We start from the raw sequence: 17,163 nt of genomic DNA on the forward strand, positions 1-17,163 counted from the left end.
AGTGGAGCACATGCCGAAGATCAGCGTCGAGATCCCCCAGGAACTCCTCGAGGACCTCGACGAACACGTCGGCGACGAGGGAAAGTTCGTCAACCGAAGCGACGCGATTCGCGCCTCGATCCGCAAGACGCTCGACATCCTGGACGAGATCGACGAGCGACACGATCGGCTCGAGGAGGAATCGTAGGATGCCGTCGCCTTCGTTTCCGATTTCTTCGCGTCGATTCGGTAGCCGATGACTCACCGGACCGGCTTCCGAGCTTCGATGGTCGCGGAAACGACGTACTCGCTCAGATCGCGGTCGTCGTCCCACTCGCGAATGAACGACTCGCTGTCCGCCTTCGGTTCGATGGAGACATCCTCGAACCCTGCCTCGACAAGCATCGACTCGAGGGCCGAGATCGAAGACGCGCCGGCGACGCAGGCGGCGACCGAGGACGGATCTGCTCGCACCTGATCTGGAAGCGGAGCAGTGGTTACCACGTCCGAGATGGCGAGGCGTCCACCTGGTCGAAGCACGCGAAACGCGTCGGCGAACACCTGCGGTTTGTCCGACGAGAGGTTCACGACGCAGTTCGAGATTATCACGTCGATCGACCCGTTGGCGACCGGAAGGTGCTCGATCTCGCCGAGGCGGAATTCTACGTTCGTCGCGTCGTTTTCTCGCGCGTTCTCACGAGCCTTCTCGACCATCTCCGGCGTCATGTCGACGCCGACGACGTGGCCATCTGGCCCGACTTCCTGTCCGGCGAGGAAACAGTCGAAGCCCGCCCCAGAGCCGAGATCGAGGACGGTCTCGCCCGACTCCAGACTCGCGATTGCGGTCGGGTTTCCACAGCCGAGTCCCAGGTTCGCGCCCGACGCGACGCTCTCGAGGGCATCCTCGGCGTAGCCCATCGACCGCGACCGGTCGTCGTACGTCTCCGCATCGTCGGTGTCGCTCCCACACGACGACTCGCCAGTGTCGCCACAGCAAGCTGCTGAATCGGTAGCGATATCGGCGTACCGCGCTCGCACCGCCTTTCGCTGTTCGGCGGCGCTGAGTCCGTCGCTTTCCGTTTCCGTGGCCGATCGATCCTCACTCATCCTCGAGCCTCCGGGTTTCGTCGAGGACCGCGAGCAGTCTGTCGGCTCGCGACGTCGTGTCGTAGTACCGCCACCGGCCGTCCTTGCGCCGCGTCACGAGGCCGGCGGCGTACAGTCGCGAGAGCGCCTGGCTGACCGCACCCTGGCTCACGCCGAGGGCAGGTTCCAGTTCGCAGACGCAGACGTCCTCGTCGCGGTCGGCGATGAGACGTAGTGCCTCGTACCGGGTGTCGCTTCCGACGGCCGACAGCGTTCGGACGTCGGCGGCCAGTTCCCGTTCGCTCAGGGCGTGTTCGGCCGTGGGACAGCAGTCCGCGTCTCGATTCGACCGAGTGGATTCGTTCGCCGGGTGGTGCGCAGTCATTTTAGCTATCCCTAATATTAGCATGATCTAATATAGGTGTTTCGACGGTGATGGCTCGTATCGACGTCTACTGGAGAACATACTGCTCCCTCCCGTTAGAACGATCTACGTGAGAAGCACCGCTCGAGCCTCGAGCGCCTGATCGCGGACAGTCCTCGAGACCGACGCTATCGACGAACCTCGACCGTCCGCTGCTCCTCGAGCGGACACAGCGGCTCGTCGGGGAAGGCAACGCTGACGGTGTACTCGAGTGCGTCGGCGTTCGCACCGAAGACGCCGACGGGGACGGTCTCCGAGTCGCGGAGGTACGTGCTGGTACTGGTCATCTCGACGCCGTTAACGGTGACGCGAATGCCGGCCCTGGCCGGTTCCCCCACGTTTTGAATCCGGACCTCCTGGACGGCGTTCTCGCCTGCACCGATGGTCTCGGGAAAGTCTCCCCACTCGAGTTCGACCGCGGGGAGCGTCTGTGCGCCCTCGTAGACGCGCTCGGCGATGCTCTCGCCCAGCCCCGCGTCCTCGAGTCCCGAGACGCCGGCCGCGACAACGTCACCGGGCGTCGAGAGTCCCTCCGTCGAAAGTTTGCTCGCCCGACCGGCGGCGACGCCGTCGATGGCCGTCAGGCCGACCGCGTCGTCGGTAACGCCGTTCTCGATCCGGGCCTCGAGTCGCCGAGCGAGGTTGGCATCGTGCGGCGTCGCGAACCGGTCGAGGAACGCGCGAAGGGCGGCGAGCAGGCGAAGCGCGTTCTGTCGAATCACCCAGGCGTCGCTCCGGAGGTCCTGCGGGGTGTTGCCGGTGTCGGCGGCGCTTCGCAGGATGGCGAGCACCTTTCGCTGACCGGCGTCGAGGTCGCCAGTGTCCTGGCCGACGAGCGCAGCGTTGATCGCATCGCGCTCGGACTGGCGGGCGGAGACGGAGTCGAACTCGCCAGCCGTGGCGACGGCTTCGAGGACGTCGTCGGCCTCGAGGGTCGTTCCCGGCACCGATGCGGTGGTGGAGTCGTCTCCCCCGGCGCCCATCGCCCGGTCACACAGCGCTGCAAAACCGACGGCCGTCTCGAGGCGCAGATAGTACGTGGAGGCGAGCACGCCCCGGGGCGTTGCCTCGACCGAGAGGTCCTCGCCGGTCTCGACGAAGCCCTGCTCGACCAGTTCCTCGAGGCAGTCTCGAACGCGCCGTCGGAGGTTCTGGAAGTCGTAGGACTCCGGGCGCGACTGGCCGCGAACGTAGTAGAAGGTGGTCTCGAGCCAATCCATTACGTCCTCGAGGTCGGCGATGGTTCCCATCGCGATCTCGGCGTTGAGGTGGGTCTGGAGGCTCTCGGCCAGCCGGGACTCGATCTCCTTTCCCTCTCGAAGGAGTCGGCGGTAGTCGTCCGCCTCGGCGCCGTCACAGACGACCCAGCCGTAGCCGACGTCGTCGTAACCGGGTCGGCCCGCGCGCCCGAGCATCTGGAGGATGTCGAGCGGGCTCATGTCCACCTCGCCCTCGAGCGGGTCGTGGTACTTCGTGTCCCGGATGACGACGCAGCGGGCGGGGAGGTTGACCCCCCAAGCGAGCGTCGATGTCGAGAACAGCAGTTCGATCTTGCCCTGTTTGAACCACTCTTCGACCAGATCTTTGTCGTTCTTCGAGAGGCCCGCGTGGTGAAAGCCCACGCCGTCGAGCGCCGAGTTTCGCAGGGTATCGTTCTCGAGGCGCTTGGTCTCGGTGTGAAAGTCGTAGTCGCCGCGGGCGCCCATCGGGATATCGCGCTCGCCGATCTCGTCTCGGGCCTTCTTCGCCGCCTGGACGGTGTCCTGTCGGGAGGCGACGAACACGAGTGCCTGGCCGTCCTCCCGGAGGTGGGGTTCGGCGAGGTCGAGCGCCCGGTAGAGGCGACGGTACTTGTCGGCGAAAGAATTCTCGCCGTGCGTGTAGGTCTTGACGCCCGCGTTGAGGTCGACCGGCCGGTACTCGTCGCCGAACTCGAACGTGCACGCCGGCGGGGCGTCGAGCCAGGCCGCCACGTCGTCGACGTTCGGCATCGTCGCCGAGAGCGCGACGACGCGGGGATCACAGAGCCGGCGGAGTCGGGAGACGGTCACCTCGAGGACCGAGCCGCGCCGGTCGGCGTCGAGCAGGTGGACCTCGTCGATCACGCAGACGTCGACGTCCGTCACGAAGTCGTACCGCGGCGAGTCGTGTTTTCGAGTCGCGGAATCGAGCTTCTCGGGCGTCATCACGAGGATGTCCGCGCGCTTCGCCCGGCGCGGATTCAGGTCGCGTTCGCCGGTGACGACGTACACCGAGTAGCCGAGCGAGTCGAATCGGTCCCAGTCGGCTTCCTTCTCGTTTGTCAGCGCTCGCAACGGCGCGATAAAGAGGGCAGTACCACCGTCGGCCAGTGCGTTACAGATCGCGAGTTCGGCCAGGGCCGTCTTCCCCGACGCCGTCGGCGCGCTCGCGACCACGTTCTCCTCGCGCTCGAGTAACGCGGGCAGGGCCTCGCGTTGCATCTCGTTGAACGCCTCGAACGCGAAGGCGTCGGCAAAGTCGGGTAGAACCTCGGCGACCTCCATCACTCGGACACGGGGTGTGCCCGGTGAAAGGCGTTTCTGTCCCGGCCAGCGACGGGGGCACGAGGCGTCTCGTACCGAATCCCGCTCACGTCGGCTGGATACCCGTATCGCCCTCGAGTTCGGCGCTCAACCGGCCCGCCGCGCGCTCGGGATTCGGTACGTGCGTAAACGTGAGTTCAGGGTCGGCCGAGCCCGCCGTGTAGACCGTCAACTGCCCGTACCCGAGCAATCGCTCGAGGACGCCCTGCTCGAGGGTCGTGTTCTGGACGCGGTCGAGACGAAACTGGGTGACGTCCCGGGAGAGGATGCCACGTTTCCGGTACAGTTGGCTCGTGGTGAGGACGTAGCGCGTGCTCGTCCAGCGGAGGTAGGTCGCGGTGACGACGACGAGGCCGACGGCCCCGACGCCCAGTCCAATCGCCCTCGCGAGGCCGGACTCGGTCCCGGCCGACAGGCCGAGGACGACGATTCCGAAGAGCATCAACCCGAGGCCCATCGGCAGTTTCCACCCCATGTCGATCGGATGCGGCCGGCTCTCCCAGACGACGGCCTCCCCGTCGGCGAGGTGGAGCCAGTCCGCCTCGTACGTCTCCCCCATACCAACCGGTATCACGACCGGGGTCAAAAAGTCTCGTCTCGCTCACATCGAACGCGAAGACGAACGTGAGCACGGGACATGGACGTGAACGAGAACGTGAACGCGAATCGAAGCGGGCCGTTCGCCAGGCGTCGAGGAGAGGCGCCAGGACCGGGACACACCGGCTCGAGAGTTTATATACCATCGCGCGGCCAGACCACCCATGCCCGACGACAGCATTCGCGTCCTCGCCGGTGACTGCACCGTGATCACCGACGGAACCGACCGCGAGGAGTACCGCGGCCGCGTCACGACCATGGTCAAGCCCGACAACACCGTCCTCGTCCACGACGTCGACGGCTACCAGCCCGTCGCCTGGCTCACCCGCGCCGACAGCGTCTCGAGCGACCGCGAGGACGGGTTCACCCTCGTCGCGAAGAAGGACACCCAGACGCTCCGGGTCGCCGCCCACGTCGAGGACGGCTTCGCCACCTATCCGGCCTCGAGCGCCGGTACCCCCGTGGGCGAGTGTCCGAACGATGGCTGCACCGGCGTCCTCGTCCGGTCGAACGGCGTCCACTGCGTCGGCTGTGGCGACCGCTACGGCATCCCGCTGGATGCGACTCTCCGCGACGACCGCTGTGACTGTGGTCTCCCTCGCATGCGCGTCGAGCGCGGGCTCGCGTTCCACGTCTGTCTCGACCGCGGCTGTGAATCGCTCGACGACGCCGTCCGCGAGGCGTTCGACCGCGAGTGGGACTGTCCGAACTGCGAAGGGGACCTGCTGATCCTTCGACGGGGCGGCCTGATCGCCGGCTGTGAGCACTACCCCGACTGCGACACCGGGTTCGTCGTCCCCACGGGCGTCGTCGACGGCGAGTGCGCCTGTGGCCTCCCCACGTTCGACACTGCGACCGGCACCCGCTGTCTAGACGCGACCTGCGACCGCGCCCCGGTGGGAGCGCTCGAGTCCGAGGCGACAGCCGAAGAGGGATCGGTGACGGCCGAGCACTGACGACTCGCCGCACAGACGCCTGCCCGGCGACGTGAGCCACCAGCACCGACGACGGGATCCGCAGGGGCTTTGTGGCCCGCCCGACACCTCCGGGTATGGAACTCGAGGGACGGTTCGACGGCGACGTCGTCCGGGTCGGCAACGACGCCCGCCAGCGGTTTCACGACTCACGCGGCTACGGCTACCCGCTCGAGGGCAACGAGATCGCCCTCGCGCCGGTCGAGGCCGCCCACCTGCTGTACCGGGGCGACCTGGCTGCCGTCCGCGACGGCGACGAGCGACTGTCGTTTCGCTCGTTCCTCGCCCGCGAACCGGGACCGGAACCCGACTTCGGCGTTCGGTTCCTCGTCTACGCCGACCTCCGCTCGCGCGGGTTCTACCTCGCCCCCGCTCGCGAACCGTGGGTGTCGGACCCGCCTCGAGCCGAGTTCGCCGTCTTCCCCCGCGGGAAGGGGCCGGGAGACGGGGAGATCGAGTACGCGCTGAGCGTGGTCGGCGAGCGAACCGACGTGGCCGCGGGCGACCTCGAGAGCGGCGCCCTCGCCGTCGTCGACGAGGAGAGCGAGATCACCTACTTCGACGTCGGCCGGCCAGAGATTTCGGGAACGAGCGAGACGGCCCTGCCCGAGGACGTGGACGCCGACCTGCTCGCGGATCGGGTCGTCATCTGGAACCCCCCACTCGAGCTGTACGAACGCACGTTCTACGGCCAGCCGCTCGAGGGCCGGGAGTACGACCGACCGACCCTGCAGTGTTCGTTGCTCGAGGCCGCCCACCTCGCGTCGGCGGGCGCGATCGACCTCGACCCGGCGGCGGTGCTCGAGCGCGGTCGCGACGTCGAAGGCGAGCGATTCGACCGGCGACTGGCCGTCTACACCGCGCTCCGTGAGGCCGGCGTCGTCCCGAAGACGGGCTACAAGTTTGGCGCGGACTTCCGGACGTACGCGAACGTCGAGTCGGTCGACGACCTCGGCCACTCCGAACTCCTGATCCGGGTGCTGCCGGCAGAGCACGTCTTCGAGCCGCGAGACATCTCGCTCGACGTACGGCTGGCCCACGGCGTCCGGAAGACGATGGTGTTCGCGCTGGTCGGCGAGGTGGGTCCGGGAGGTGACGCCAACGCCGACGCCGACGCCGACGCCGACGTCGAGTGGCGGTCGCTCGAGCGGCTGACCCCCTGACCAAGCCGAGTTCGAATTCGGTTTCGAGACCCGTTTCAACGGTCGATTCCACGCCAACGTATTTGCAGCCTCGTTACCTCGTGAATCTATGACAGTGGACCGTGGACACACGCCGAACGTCCTCGTCGTCGGCACCGGTCTCGAGGCGGTCACGACGACGCTCGAGTCCCGGCTATCCACGCCGGTCGTCCACGAACGTCACCTCTCGGCTGCGTTCGACCGCCTCGAGTCCGGGACCGTCGGGTGCGTCGTCGTCGGAGACGTCGGCGACGACGAGCGTCGTCGACGTGATCTCCTCGAGCGAGTTCGAGCACAAGCGACGTGTTCGGTCGTCCGCTGTGTCGACGGCGATTCGGATTCGTGGCTCGAGGACGGGCCCTACCAGCCCGCAGCCATCCCGATTGACGCGACCGAGACGCTGATCGATTACGTCGGCGAACGGCTCGACCGACACCGCAAGATGCGAATCTTGAGCGCCCTGCAGACGGCGACGCCGAGACTCTTTCGAGCGTCGACCGCCGACGAAATCGCTGAAACGACCGTCGAAACGGCGAGTACCGTTCTCGAGCAGCCACTGACCGCCGTCTTCGCCGCCGACGATGGGACTGGCCGGTTCGACCTCGTGGCCACGACGGACGAACGGAAGGGCCACGGTGCGGTCCCAGAACACCTCCCGTTCGAGAATTCGCTCGCCGGCGTGGCCTTTCGGGAAGGGCGAACCACCGTGTTCGCCGAAACCGAAGACGACCCGCTGGCCCACGTCGAGAACGCGAGGTTTCGGTTGATCGACGAGAGCGACGTCCTCGGCGACCCCGCACACCCGATGACCGCGGGGATAATCGTCCCGCTCGGTTCGTACGGCGTGATGAGCGTCGTGACGCCGGAGTCGGGGACCCTCTCCGTCGACGACTGCCAGTTCGTCGAGTTTCTGGCCGAACACGCCGCTGCGGCGTTTCGGCGAACCGAGCGCGAGCGCGACCTCGAGCGCGCCAACGATCGCCTCGAGGCGTTCGCTGCCATCGTCTCTCACGACCTGCGGAATCCGCTGACCGTCGCGACCGGCTACCTCGAACTCCTCGACGAGGACTGCTCGAGCGACCACGTCGAACCGATCGCCGAATCGCTCGAGCGAATGGACGACCTGATCGACGACGTCCTGACGCTCGTCCGCTCGGACATCGACGAGGGCGACCTCGAGTGGGTGTCCGTCGGCGTCGTCGCCGGGCGTGCCTGGGAGACCGTCGACACCGGGCAGGCGACCCTCGAACTCGATCCGGCAGCCGACCTGGAACCGGTCGAGGCGACGCCGGGAGCGCTTCGAGAGCTGTTCGAGAACGTCTTCGGCAACGCCGTCACCCACGGCGGCGATGGCGTGAGGGTACGGCTCGGATCGCTCCCCGACGGCGGGTTTTACGTCGAAGACGACGGGGTCGGCGTCAGCGGCGAGGCCGACCTCGCGGTGCTCTTCGAGTACGGTCACTCGGGCACCCAGAAGGGGACGGGACTCGGCCTGTCGATCGTCCGCCGAATCGCGGAGGCCCACGGCTGGACGGTCGAGGCGGGCACGAGCCAGCACGCCGAGAGCGGCTTTCGCCTGGAGGTTCGGACGGGGTCGACGGCGGACGACGTGGACGAACTGAACGAGGCGTCCTGATCGGCGAGCGACGGCCTCGAGTCGGGACGGGACGGACGTCGCGGAAGCGAAGGTTTTTGCGCACCGGGCGGCGAATCCGGGACAATGACCGGTACGGTCACGAATACCATCGAAGACGCCGAGGCCGACGAGGCCACCGAGGAACCGCTGACTGACGGAGGGGCCGCTGGCGCTGACGAAGTCGCCCTCGACCCCTGGGGCTCCTCGAGCGTCTCCGACTACCGCAAACTCTTCGAGGAGTTCGGCATCGAGGAGTTCGACGAACTCCTCGCGGACCTGCCCCATCCTCACTACCTGATGCGCCGGGGCGTCATCTTCGGTCACCGCGACTACCGGCCGGTCCTCGAGGCCATGCGCGCGGGCGACCCCTTCGCCGTCCTCTCGGGGTTCATGCCGACCGGCGACCCCCACATCGGACACAAGCTCGTTTTCGACGAGATCATCTGGCACCAACAGCAGGGCGGGGACGCCTACGCGTTAATCGCCGACCTCGAGGCGCACTCCGCGCGCGGGCTCACCTGGGACGAGATCGACGAACACGCCCGGGACTACCTGCTCTCGCTGCTGGCGCTCGGGTTCGATCTCGAGGACGGAACGATCTACCGCCAGTCGACCGAGCGCGAGGTGCAGGACCTGGCCTTCGAACTGGGCATCGAGGCCAACTTCTCGGAACTGGGTGCGATCTACGGCTTCGACGGCGAAACCGACGTCTCGCACATGCAGTCGGTCGTCACGCAGATGGCCGACATCCTCTACCCCCAGCTCGAGGGACCGAAGCCCACGGTGATCCCCGTCGGCCCCGACCAGGACCCACACGTCAGGCTGGCGCGCGACCTCGCCTCCAGGATGCGTTACTTCGGGATAACGACGGCGTATGCGAGTTTCGAGGCGACCGAGGACGAACTCGTGGCGATCGGCGCGGCCTACGACGCCCGGGAGTCGTACGCGGACGATCCCGACCAGCCGCGGTGTGTGGAGGCTGCCGAGTGGCTCTCGTCCGCCGACAGTGAGGTCGGCCCAGAACTCGATCTCGAGACTGTCACGGACGACGCCCTCGAGCGCACCACATCGAAACTCGAGAACGCCGGCATGGAACCCCTCCGTCCTCGAACGCGGTTCCTGAACCGTCGGGCGACCGACGAGGCCTTCGAGGCGCTGATCGACACCGTCGAGGGCGAGAAACGGGTCTTCGACGAACACGTCGACGCCTTCGACCTCGATCACGACGAGGCCGCCGAAATCGCCCGCACGATCGAACTCGCTCACGACGGCTACGGCTTCCAGCCACCGTCGTCCATCTACCACCGGTTCATGACCGGGCTCACCGGCGGGAAGATGTCCTCCTCGATTCCGGCCAGCCACATCTCGCTGCTGGACGACCCCGAAGACGGTTACGACAAGGTGAAGGCGGCGACCACGGGTGGACGGGAAACCGCGGAGAAACAGCGCGAACTCGGCGGACGAGCCGACGAGTGTCCCGTCTACGAACTCTACGCCTACCTGCTCGCTGGCGACGACGACGAGTTCGCGAAACGGGTCTACGACGAGTGCGTCGGCGGCGAGCGCCTCTGTGGGGACTGCAAGGAACAGGCCGCCCACCTCATGAAGGAGTTTTTGCGAGACCACCAGGAAAAACGCGAGGAGGTCGCCGACCTGCTCGAGGCGGCGGACATCGAACTCGAGTCGCCGCGGCGCGGCTGATCGCGGCGCGACGGCGGGATTCAGGAACGAAACCGGTCTTCCTCTCGGCGGTAGCAATGGAAGCATTCGGGGGGTGTCTCTGCTCAGAATTCCGGGCGTCGTTCCGTGATTCGGCGTCGGAATCGGCGTCGGAGCCGAACACGGGCTTCGAGAGAAAGTATCGTCGACGTCGGTGACGAGCGGTCAGCGAACTAATTCGTACTAGAGGCGACCGAACACGTCACCGAACTCCTCGTTCAGGTACGCGCCGACCCAGCCGCCGAACCCCCCGGCGAACGTGCTGTAAAAGACCATAAAGAGGATAAGACCGCCGTCGACGAACTCGAGCCCACCGACCAGGTCTCCGACGCCGACGACCGGCCCCAGTCCGAGCACGAGCGGCAGGAGGATCAGTGCGGCGTAGACGAAGCCCGCGTACAGACCCGCCATGATCCCGTCTTCCCTGTCGGCCCCCTCGAGGTAGCCGGCGACGAGGCCGCCGAGGAGCACCGAGAACGTGAGAAAGGAGGTGAAGACGGCGACGAGGCCGCCGAGGAGGCCGTTCATCGTGGCTGGTCGAGCGTCCGGCACGTTCGGTTCGCTCGAGGGGGTTGATTCGACCGGTTCGACCGCGTGTTCCGTTCCGTCCGTTCCCTTCGGCCCGTCCGGGGGAGAGGTTTCGGGGGACGACATGACCGTCACTCTCGGGCCGACCGACGAGAATGTTCGTATTCGTGTGTAGTCCGTGGTCGAAGAAATTCGTCAGATCAGGACCGCCAACGCTCGAGCGCCACCGTCTTTCTCAGCGCGGCGACGAGATCAGTCGGCAGCCAATTTGTCCAGGCCGGCCGATCGAATGTCCTCGCCGTCGACCGACGACCGAAGCGAGTCCATGCCGTCCTCGCGGTCGATGCCGAAGTCGTCCTCGTAGAGGTCGGCGACGCGAGCCAGTTCCTCGTCGCTCAGTTTCGGCACGTCGCTGGCGGCCGCCCACTCGTCGATGTCGTCGGCAGTGCGGAACGTCGGCGTGACGCTGGCGACCGACTCGTGGCTCAGGAGCCAGGCGATGGCGGCCTGGCCCATGGTTCGCTCGCCGTCTCTCTCTCCCGGGCTTCGCCCGCTCGAGGTATCCGCGGAACTACGTTCCGCGCGCTCCAGGAAGCGCAGGGCCTCAAGTTTCTCCCAGCCCGTCTCGTACCAGGCGTCGGGGCGGAAGCCGCGGTGGTCGCCCGCGTCGAGCTCCGTCTCGGGGGTCACCTGCTCGTTCAGGATACCCGAGGAGTGGGGCACGCGGGGGATCAGGCTCGTCGAGGAACCGGTGCGCTCGATGGTCTCGAGGAAGTGATTGCCGACCTCCTGCTCTAGGACGTTCCAGACCAATTGCAGGGAGTCGAACTCCTCCTCGATGGCGAGGTCGCCCTCGGCCAGCCAGCCGATAGAGGGACCCAGCGCGAGGCCGCGGGCGCGAATCAGCCCCTCCTCCTCGAGTTCGTCGAGGAGTTCGAGGACGTCCGGAGTGATTTCGTCGACGTTCGCGTTGTGTAACTGGAGAACGTCCACGTAGTCGGTGTCGAGTCGCTCGAGGCTCTGCTCGACGGCCTCCCGGAGGTAGTCGGGGTCCATCGCTTTCGGCAACTCGCCGTGACCCGCCTGCGGGTTGTTGTAGAAATCGTAGCCGACCTTCGTGGCGATGGTGACGTCTTCGCGCACGTCCGCGAGGGCCTCCCCGACGAGTTCCTCGCTTCGCCCGTGGCCGTAGACGTCGCCCGTGTCGAAGTAGGTGATCCCCCGATCGAGAGCGTGGTCGATCATCTCGATCGCGTCGGCTTCCGAGCGGTCGCCCCACCAGTCGGTGCCGACGACCCAGGCACCGAAGCCGACTTCGCTGACCTCGACATCGGCGGTTCCGAGCGTCTGATACTGCATATCTCGGGCTTAGGAGCGAGGGGACTTAGGGCGTGCGGAACGTCGCTCGTTCGTCGCGAACCACAGACGCGGCGGGGAACGTCCGGCGGTCGTTCGAAGCTGAAACCGTGCGTCCAGTCCGGGTGCTGAACAGTACCATAGCAGTCATTCACGAACGTTGACCGACCACCAATCTGTTTTGGAACGATGCTTAACCGGCTATGGTAGTAAGCACCGGTTGTATGAGCCAGACGGACTCTGCGGCACGTAATCTGTCGATTGATTCGACGTTTAACGCCATTACCAGTCGACGGCGACGGCGTATTCTGGCGTTCGTCGGCGAACGGCGCGAGGGCGGAATCGACCGGCTCTCGGTCGACGAGGTCGCCCGTGAACTCGCTGCCGAAGAGCGTGGGAAGCCCGTCGCGTCGATCACCACGGACGAGCACGAGGAGCGCCGAACGGCGCTCGTTCACGTCGAGTTGCCCCTGCTCGAGGACGCCGGATTGCTCTCCTGGGACCGCGAGGCGGACGCCGTCTCGCTGCCCGACGACCTCGTCCTCGACGGGGCGACCATCCGAAAGACGACCGAGCGCAACGACACGAACTGGGACGCCGTCTTCGAGGCGCTCGCGAACGAGCGGCGTCGAGTCGCCCTCGCCGTACTCGATGAGGCGTCCGAGCCGCTCTCCGTCGCCGTCCTCGCCTCGGAAGTCGCCGCCGAGACCGGCGCCGATGAAACGGACGTGCGGATCACCCTCACTCACCAGCACCTGCCCGCCCTCGAGGCGTCCGGGTTGGTCACTGTCGGCGAGAAGGGCGTCATGTACGCCGACAACCACCTCGAGGACGGGATCGTCGACACCGACTTCGACACGCCCTCGCGTCCGCTCGTCGCCGGAACGTCGCTCTGATCGGTCCGCTGGCACCGAGTCACGACAGCCGCGTTCCGTCTTCTCGCCGCGCTCGAGGACCGTTCAGATGATCGCCAAGTACGCCTTCGTCGAAGAGCATCCCGATAGGCGAGGCTGATAGATACTGATTCGCGAGCGAGAGAAACACGTTCTCGAGCGTGGGAACCCGTTCTCGAGCGTGGGGAATCACTATCGGCGAAACTCCGGCTCTGCACCGATCGGTAGCGTCGGACTACTCTGATACCGAACGCTCTCGAGAGGGAGCGAAAATCGAGAACCGAACGTCTATGACCTTCGCCACAGTACATCGCGACATGACCAAGCGGTACGTCTCGCTGCCGGACGAGGCGGAGGCGGGGATGCGGGAGTTCGTGACGACTGTCGACGAGCGTCTCTCGAGCGAGGAGAGCACCTGTTCGGTCGTCGAGGACGTACTGATCGATCTCTCTGGGGACCGGGACGCCTACGAGCGCTGGCAAGCCGGTGGCGACGTCTCGCCAGCCGAACTCGTCAGGCTCCAGAGTTACGACCCCTGTAACACGACCCTCGAGAGCGAGTACTACGCCGAGAAGGACGAAGAGAAGTTCGAGCGCTCGAAACACCTCCAGTGGCTCTGGCGACAGTTCGACAGCCTGCCACTCGCCGACAACGTCGAGTTCGCCCTCCGGTTCAGGCGAATGCTCGCCGATCACCTCTTCGAGGACTGTGGGGAGAACTGCCGCTTCTTCAAGGGGATCACGTTCACGTACGGCCACAACATCACGGTCGGCGACAACACGGTCATCCACGACGACGTCCACCTCGACGACCGCGGCAGGCTCACGATCGGTGACCGGGTCTCCATCTCCGACGGCGCGCACCTCTACAGCCACGACCACGACGTCGTCGACCAGACCGAAGTCCGAAACTTCCACACCATCGTCGAAGACGACGTCCGCCTGACCTACGACTCGATGGTGCGAGCGGGGAACAGAGTCGGCGAGAACGCCATCGTCGGCGCCCGCGCCATCGTCCAGAACGACGTACCGGCCCACCACATCGCCGTCGGTATGCCCGCAAAGAGTATCAAGATCAAACCCGGCTGGGAGGACGTCGCGACCCCGCTCGAGGACGCGGGCGAGAACCGACAGGCCGAACGCGAGATCGAGTACGACCTGGACGACGGCCACGAGCAGTTCGACGAGTTCCAGCGCGACCTGACGCCGCCCGGACGCCGAACGAACTGACGGCGAGCGTTCCCAATTCAGACTGTCACGAGCGGCGATAGTTCGGGCAATAACCAAGTAGGTTGAGAACGTATAGCACACTAATGAGCCTCTGGGTCTGGCTCGTCGGGTACGTGCTGTTGTTCGCCTTACTCCACCTGGTGCTCTACTACGCGTACGTGCGCCGCGACGGCGAGACCAGCCTTCCCGCGTCCGTCACCGACGGCGAGCACGCCGGCCTGCAGTCGTCGCCGCGATTGGATCGGGCCCGCACTCACCACGACGGCACCGACTCACTCGACGCCGACCTCGAGGTCGACGGCGAGACGACGACCTGTCCGCACTGCGGCGCGCCGAACGAACAAGAGCCGACGTTCACCTACTGCCGGGTGTGCGTCTCGCCGCTCAGACGGTAGCCGCGACGGATCCGTTTTCTCGGTGCTGGTCGGTTCGTCGAGTTCGTCATTTCCGTGCCAGAAGGTGGCGCGTCACCGCGAGTCGTCGTCACAGCGAGTCGTCATCGCTGTGAACCATCGTCACCGTCACCATCACCGTCACTACCAGCCAGCGCCGTCTCGAGCGCCTCCAGGTGATCGACGCCGACGACGGCGACGACCGACCCCTCCGCCCGGAGCGACTCGAGGTGGTCGGTCATGCACGATTCCCGCGTCTCGTCACGATACGTCGTCGCGTCCGCCCCGTCACCCTGGAGCTGGAGGAGCGTTCTGACGCCGGAGACGTGTCGGCGCTCGTGTTCGGCCTGCGTTGCGGGCGGATCGTCCGCCGAACAGGCGTACTCGATCGGATCGTCGCAGGCAACGGTCACCGACGTCGCGTTCGAGACGGTAGCGGCGACGCGACAGGTCAGCGCCGTCCGCGTCGCCCCGCCGAGACTCGAGAGGACCCGTCGAGCGGTAGACGCCGGGACGCGGTCGGCGAGCAAGCGAGTGAAGAGGCGGCGGAGAAACGACCAGTTGGGAGCGTCGATACCCACGACGTCCGCTTCCGGCGCGGCGCGAATCGCGGCCGCCATCTCGCCGCCGAATTCGGGCGAGGGCGTCCCCTCGCTGTCGCGGGCGTAAGTTCGATACAGCGGAACGGCCGCACCAGGGAGTTCCAGTGCCAGCGAATCTGGCTCCAGATACTCGAGGACGGTTTCGACGCGGGCGATGCTTGCAGGGTGATCGTGAACGACGCCGAGGAGCGTTACGTCCGTCTCGCCAGAGAGTCGGCGGCAGAACTGCGTCGTAATCCGTGGATCGTCGAAGCGGTCGACGAACGACGGGTCGCCAGTCATGAATCGAGTAGTAATATGCGACTACCGTCATAACCCTTCTGGCCTCGGATCGTTCGCACCTATCGGTCGCGATGGCCGTCGGCGTCGGTTATCCGTCCGATCGTCGCTCCGGGGGCGTGTAACCGCCACTTACCTGCGTGGGGAGGCAGCGTAATCGATCGTTGTCGGCGTCGCTCTCGAGTCACGAGTGTCGTCGTAGACATGCGCGCGCCAACCGACGAAGCACGGCAGCAACGAAGCACGGCAACACGGAGTACAAAGAGAACGTCGAACCGCATCGAGAAGACGTCTCGAACGACGAAGTAACGGCAAACGTCCGTGACATCCAGCAACCTTGGATACAGTCTGGCACCGTCGGAGCAGGGACGTACCCCCTGGCGACGTCCATGGCCGTTCCACCACCTCTGCTGTTGCTGGCCACCGTCGCCACCCGAACCATGGGAAACGGCTATCTTGAGCGTTGTGGCCGTCAGCCGGAATCGGCCGGCGAACGTGCCACCGGGCGTGAAAACGTGCTTTTCTCCTCGAGACGCGTAGATACGCGTATGGACACCAGACAACGCCACACTCGACGCGGAGTCCCTGGCCGAAAACCGGCGGGGCAGGGCGCCGCGCGACGAACGGACCAGCGACTCGAGACCGTACTCGCTCGACTCGACGCGACCGAGCGCCGCCAGCGATTGCTCGAGGGCACCGTGAGCGGCCTGGCTCGAGAGCTGGGCGCCTCCATCGCCGGGTCGTGCGGTCGTTGTGAGCGGAGCTACCTCCTCGTTCGTTCGGACGCGCTGTACTGTCCGGCGTGTGGCTACCGGCGCGCGCTGTGAAGGCGGTGCTGGCAACCGTCACCTACTTTTGAGGGCCGTCCTAAGCCCTGTCAATGGAACTGCTGGAGCACCGTCGAGCGCTCCTCGAGGAGCGACTCATCGAGGTCGTCGACGGCGTCGAGCCGGAGGCGCTCAACGACGGCGTCCGTCACGCGACCCTCGCCGGGGGAAAACGCGTCCGCCCGACGGTGACCGTCCTCGCCTGTGAAACCGTCGGCGGAGCGGCGAGCGACGCCGTCGACTTCGGCGTCGGCATCGAACTCGTCCACACGGCGTCGCTCGTCGTCGACGACATCATCGACCGCTCGGCCCTCCGGCGGGGCACCACCAGCGCTTGGTCGGAGCTGGGGTACGGCCCCGCGATCATCACCAGCGACGGCCTCCTCGGGGAAGCCTTCGCGCTGTTCTCGAGCGACCCCGCCGCGATGCAGGTCGTCTCCGAGGCGATGGTCGAACTCGGCGTCGGCGAGGCGACCGAACTCGAGGCGAAACCCGAGACGGAAGCCGAGTACATGACCCTCGCCCGGCGCAAGACCGGGGCGCTGTTCCGGGCGGCCGCCGAACTCGGCGCCATCGCGGCCGACGCGGACACGTTCACGGTCGAGGCCCTCGGCGAGTACGCCGAACGGGTCGGCGTCGCCTTCCAGATCCGTGACGACGTTCTGGACGCCGTCGCCGACCCCGAAGCGCTCGGCAAGCCGACCGGACACGACGCCGTGATGGAGCGTCCGTCGCTCGTGCAGATCACGGACATGACGCCGGCCGAGGCGAACGGCCGGGCCCGAGCGGAGGCCGACCGGGCCATCGACGCCCTCGGCACCGTCGACGTCGCGAACGCCGAGGCGCGAGACTACCTGCTCGAGCTGGCGGAGTTCGTCGTCGAGCGAGAACGCTAAC

At 66.4% G+C, this 17,163-nt stretch carries 17 protein-coding genes; 10 read left to right on the forward strand and 7 right to left on the reverse strand.

Annotated features, from left to right (window positions below; translation table 11 throughout):
* The first annotated feature begins 10 nt into the window (after positions 1-10).
* Entirely contained in the window at positions 11-187 is a 177-nt protein-coding gene (locus ACFQO4_RS07615) for a ribbon-helix-helix domain-containing protein (protein WP_312910970.1), read from the forward strand.
* Positions 188-240: 53 nt separating this feature from the next.
* Here ACFQO4_RS07615 and ACFQO4_RS07620 read toward each other — a convergent pair whose 3' ends face one another.
* The 4 genes from ACFQO4_RS07620 to ACFQO4_RS07635 all read right to left on the reverse strand — a co-directional run bounded on the left by ACFQO4_RS07620 (position 241) and on the right by ACFQO4_RS07635 (position 4,612).
* Positions 241-1,086, reverse strand: coding sequence for an arsenite methyltransferase (locus ACFQO4_RS07620; RefSeq protein WP_500260306.1), 846 nt, complete (start codon positions 1,084-1,086; stop codon positions 241-243).
* Positions 1,079-1,450 carry an ArsR/SmtB family transcription factor gene (locus tag ACFQO4_RS07625; RefSeq protein ID WP_500260307.1) on the reverse strand — a complete coding sequence of 124 codons (372 nt, stop codon included), beginning with the start codon at positions 1,448-1,450 and terminating at the stop codon, positions 1,079-1,081. Before ACFQO4_RS07625 ends, ACFQO4_RS07620 begins: the two co-directional genes overlap by 8 nt.
* A gap of 167 nt (positions 1,451-1,617) precedes the next feature.
* The gene (locus ACFQO4_RS07630) at positions 1,618-4,014 is read right to left on the reverse strand and encodes a DEAD/DEAH box helicase (protein WP_500260308.1); all 2,397 of its coding nucleotides are present in this window, start codon (positions 4,012-4,014) and stop codon (positions 1,618-1,620) included.
* Positions 4,015-4,099: 85 nt separating this feature from the next.
* Positions 4,100-4,612, reverse strand: a complete 513-nt coding sequence (locus tag ACFQO4_RS07635; RefSeq protein WP_500260309.1) for a PH domain-containing protein — start codon at positions 4,610-4,612, stop codon at positions 4,100-4,102.
* Positions 4,613-4,814: 202 nt separating this feature from the next.
* Here ACFQO4_RS07635 and ACFQO4_RS07640 point away from each other — a divergent pair, with 202 nt between their 5' ends.
* The 4 genes from ACFQO4_RS07640 (at position 4,815) to ACFQO4_RS07655 (ending at position 10,142) form a co-directional block, all read left to right on the forward strand.
* The gene (locus tag ACFQO4_RS07640; RefSeq protein WP_500260310.1) at positions 4,815-5,606 is read left to right on the forward strand and encodes a DUF91 domain-containing protein; all 792 of its coding nucleotides are present in this window, start codon (positions 4,815-4,817) and stop codon (positions 5,604-5,606) included.
* A 95-nt stretch (positions 5,607-5,701) separates the two neighbouring features.
* Positions 5,702-6,787 (forward strand): tRNA-intron lyase, encoded by a 1,086-nt coding sequence (gene endA, locus ACFQO4_RS07645; protein WP_500260311.1) that lies wholly within the window; start codon positions 5,702-5,704, stop codon positions 6,785-6,787.
* Positions 6,788-6,875: 88 nt separating this feature from the next.
* A complete protein-coding gene (locus ACFQO4_RS07650; RefSeq protein WP_500260312.1) occupies positions 6,876-8,441 on the forward strand; it encodes a sensor histidine kinase in 1,566 nt (521 codons plus the stop codon).
* A gap of 84 nt (positions 8,442-8,525) precedes the next feature.
* Positions 8,526-10,142 (forward strand): tryptophan--tRNA ligase, encoded by a 1,617-nt coding sequence (locus ACFQO4_RS07655; RefSeq protein WP_500260313.1) that lies wholly within the window; start codon positions 8,526-8,528, stop codon positions 10,140-10,142.
* A gap of 201 nt (positions 10,143-10,343) precedes the next feature.
* Here ACFQO4_RS07655 and ACFQO4_RS07660 read toward each other — a convergent pair whose 3' ends face one another.
* Together ACFQO4_RS07660 and ACFQO4_RS07665 are read right to left on the reverse strand one after the other, a co-directional pair.
* The gene (locus tag ACFQO4_RS07660) at positions 10,344-10,814 is read right to left on the reverse strand and encodes a DUF5518 domain-containing protein (protein WP_500260314.1); all 471 of its coding nucleotides are present in this window, start codon (positions 10,812-10,814) and stop codon (positions 10,344-10,346) included.
* Between the two features lie 126 nt (positions 10,815-10,940).
* Positions 10,941-12,047, reverse strand: coding sequence for an aldo/keto reductase (locus ACFQO4_RS07665; protein WP_500260315.1), 1,107 nt, complete (start codon positions 12,045-12,047; stop codon positions 10,941-10,943).
* Positions 12,048-12,268: 221 nt separating this feature from the next.
* On the opposite strand from ACFQO4_RS07665, the gene ACFQO4_RS07670 reads away from it, so the two are divergent.
* The 3 genes from ACFQO4_RS07670 (at position 12,269) to ACFQO4_RS07680 (ending at position 14,561) form a co-directional block, all read left to right on the forward strand.
* The gene (locus tag ACFQO4_RS07670) at positions 12,269-12,940 is read left to right on the forward strand and encodes a DUF7344 domain-containing protein (RefSeq protein WP_500260316.1); all 672 of its coding nucleotides are present in this window, start codon (positions 12,269-12,271) and stop codon (positions 12,938-12,940) included.
* A 314-nt stretch (positions 12,941-13,254) separates the two neighbouring features.
* Positions 13,255-14,166, forward strand: a complete 912-nt coding sequence (locus ACFQO4_RS07675; protein ID WP_500260317.1) for an acyltransferase — start codon at positions 13,255-13,257, stop codon at positions 14,164-14,166.
* A gap of 83 nt (positions 14,167-14,249) precedes the next feature.
* Positions 14,250-14,561 (forward strand): DUF7577 domain-containing protein, encoded by a 312-nt coding sequence (locus ACFQO4_RS07680; RefSeq protein WP_500260318.1) that lies wholly within the window; start codon positions 14,250-14,252, stop codon positions 14,559-14,561.
* 101 nt (positions 14,562-14,662) lie between these two features.
* On the opposite strand, the gene ACFQO4_RS07685 is transcribed toward ACFQO4_RS07680, so the two are convergent.
* A complete protein-coding gene (locus ACFQO4_RS07685; protein WP_500260319.1) occupies positions 14,663-15,442 on the reverse strand; it encodes a hypothetical protein in 780 nt (259 codons plus the stop codon).
* Positions 15,443-15,987: 545 nt separating this feature from the next.
* On the opposite strand from ACFQO4_RS07685, the gene ACFQO4_RS07690 reads away from it, so the two are divergent.
* Positions 15,988-16,266 (forward strand): hypothetical protein, encoded by a 279-nt coding sequence (locus ACFQO4_RS07690; RefSeq protein WP_500260320.1) that lies wholly within the window; start codon positions 15,988-15,990, stop codon positions 16,264-16,266.
* 53 nt (positions 16,267-16,319) lie between these two features.
* Positions 16,320-17,162: a polyprenyl synthetase family protein gene (locus tag ACFQO4_RS07695; RefSeq protein WP_500260321.1), complete on the forward strand. Its 843-nt coding sequence runs from the start codon at positions 16,320-16,322 to the stop codon at positions 17,160-17,162.
* Position 17,163: the final 1 nt, after the last annotated feature.

Source organism: Saliphagus sp. GCM10025334 (assembly GCF_042663485.1).
Taxonomy (GTDB): Archaea; Halobacteriota; Halobacteria; order Halobacteriales; family Natrialbaceae; genus Natronosalvus.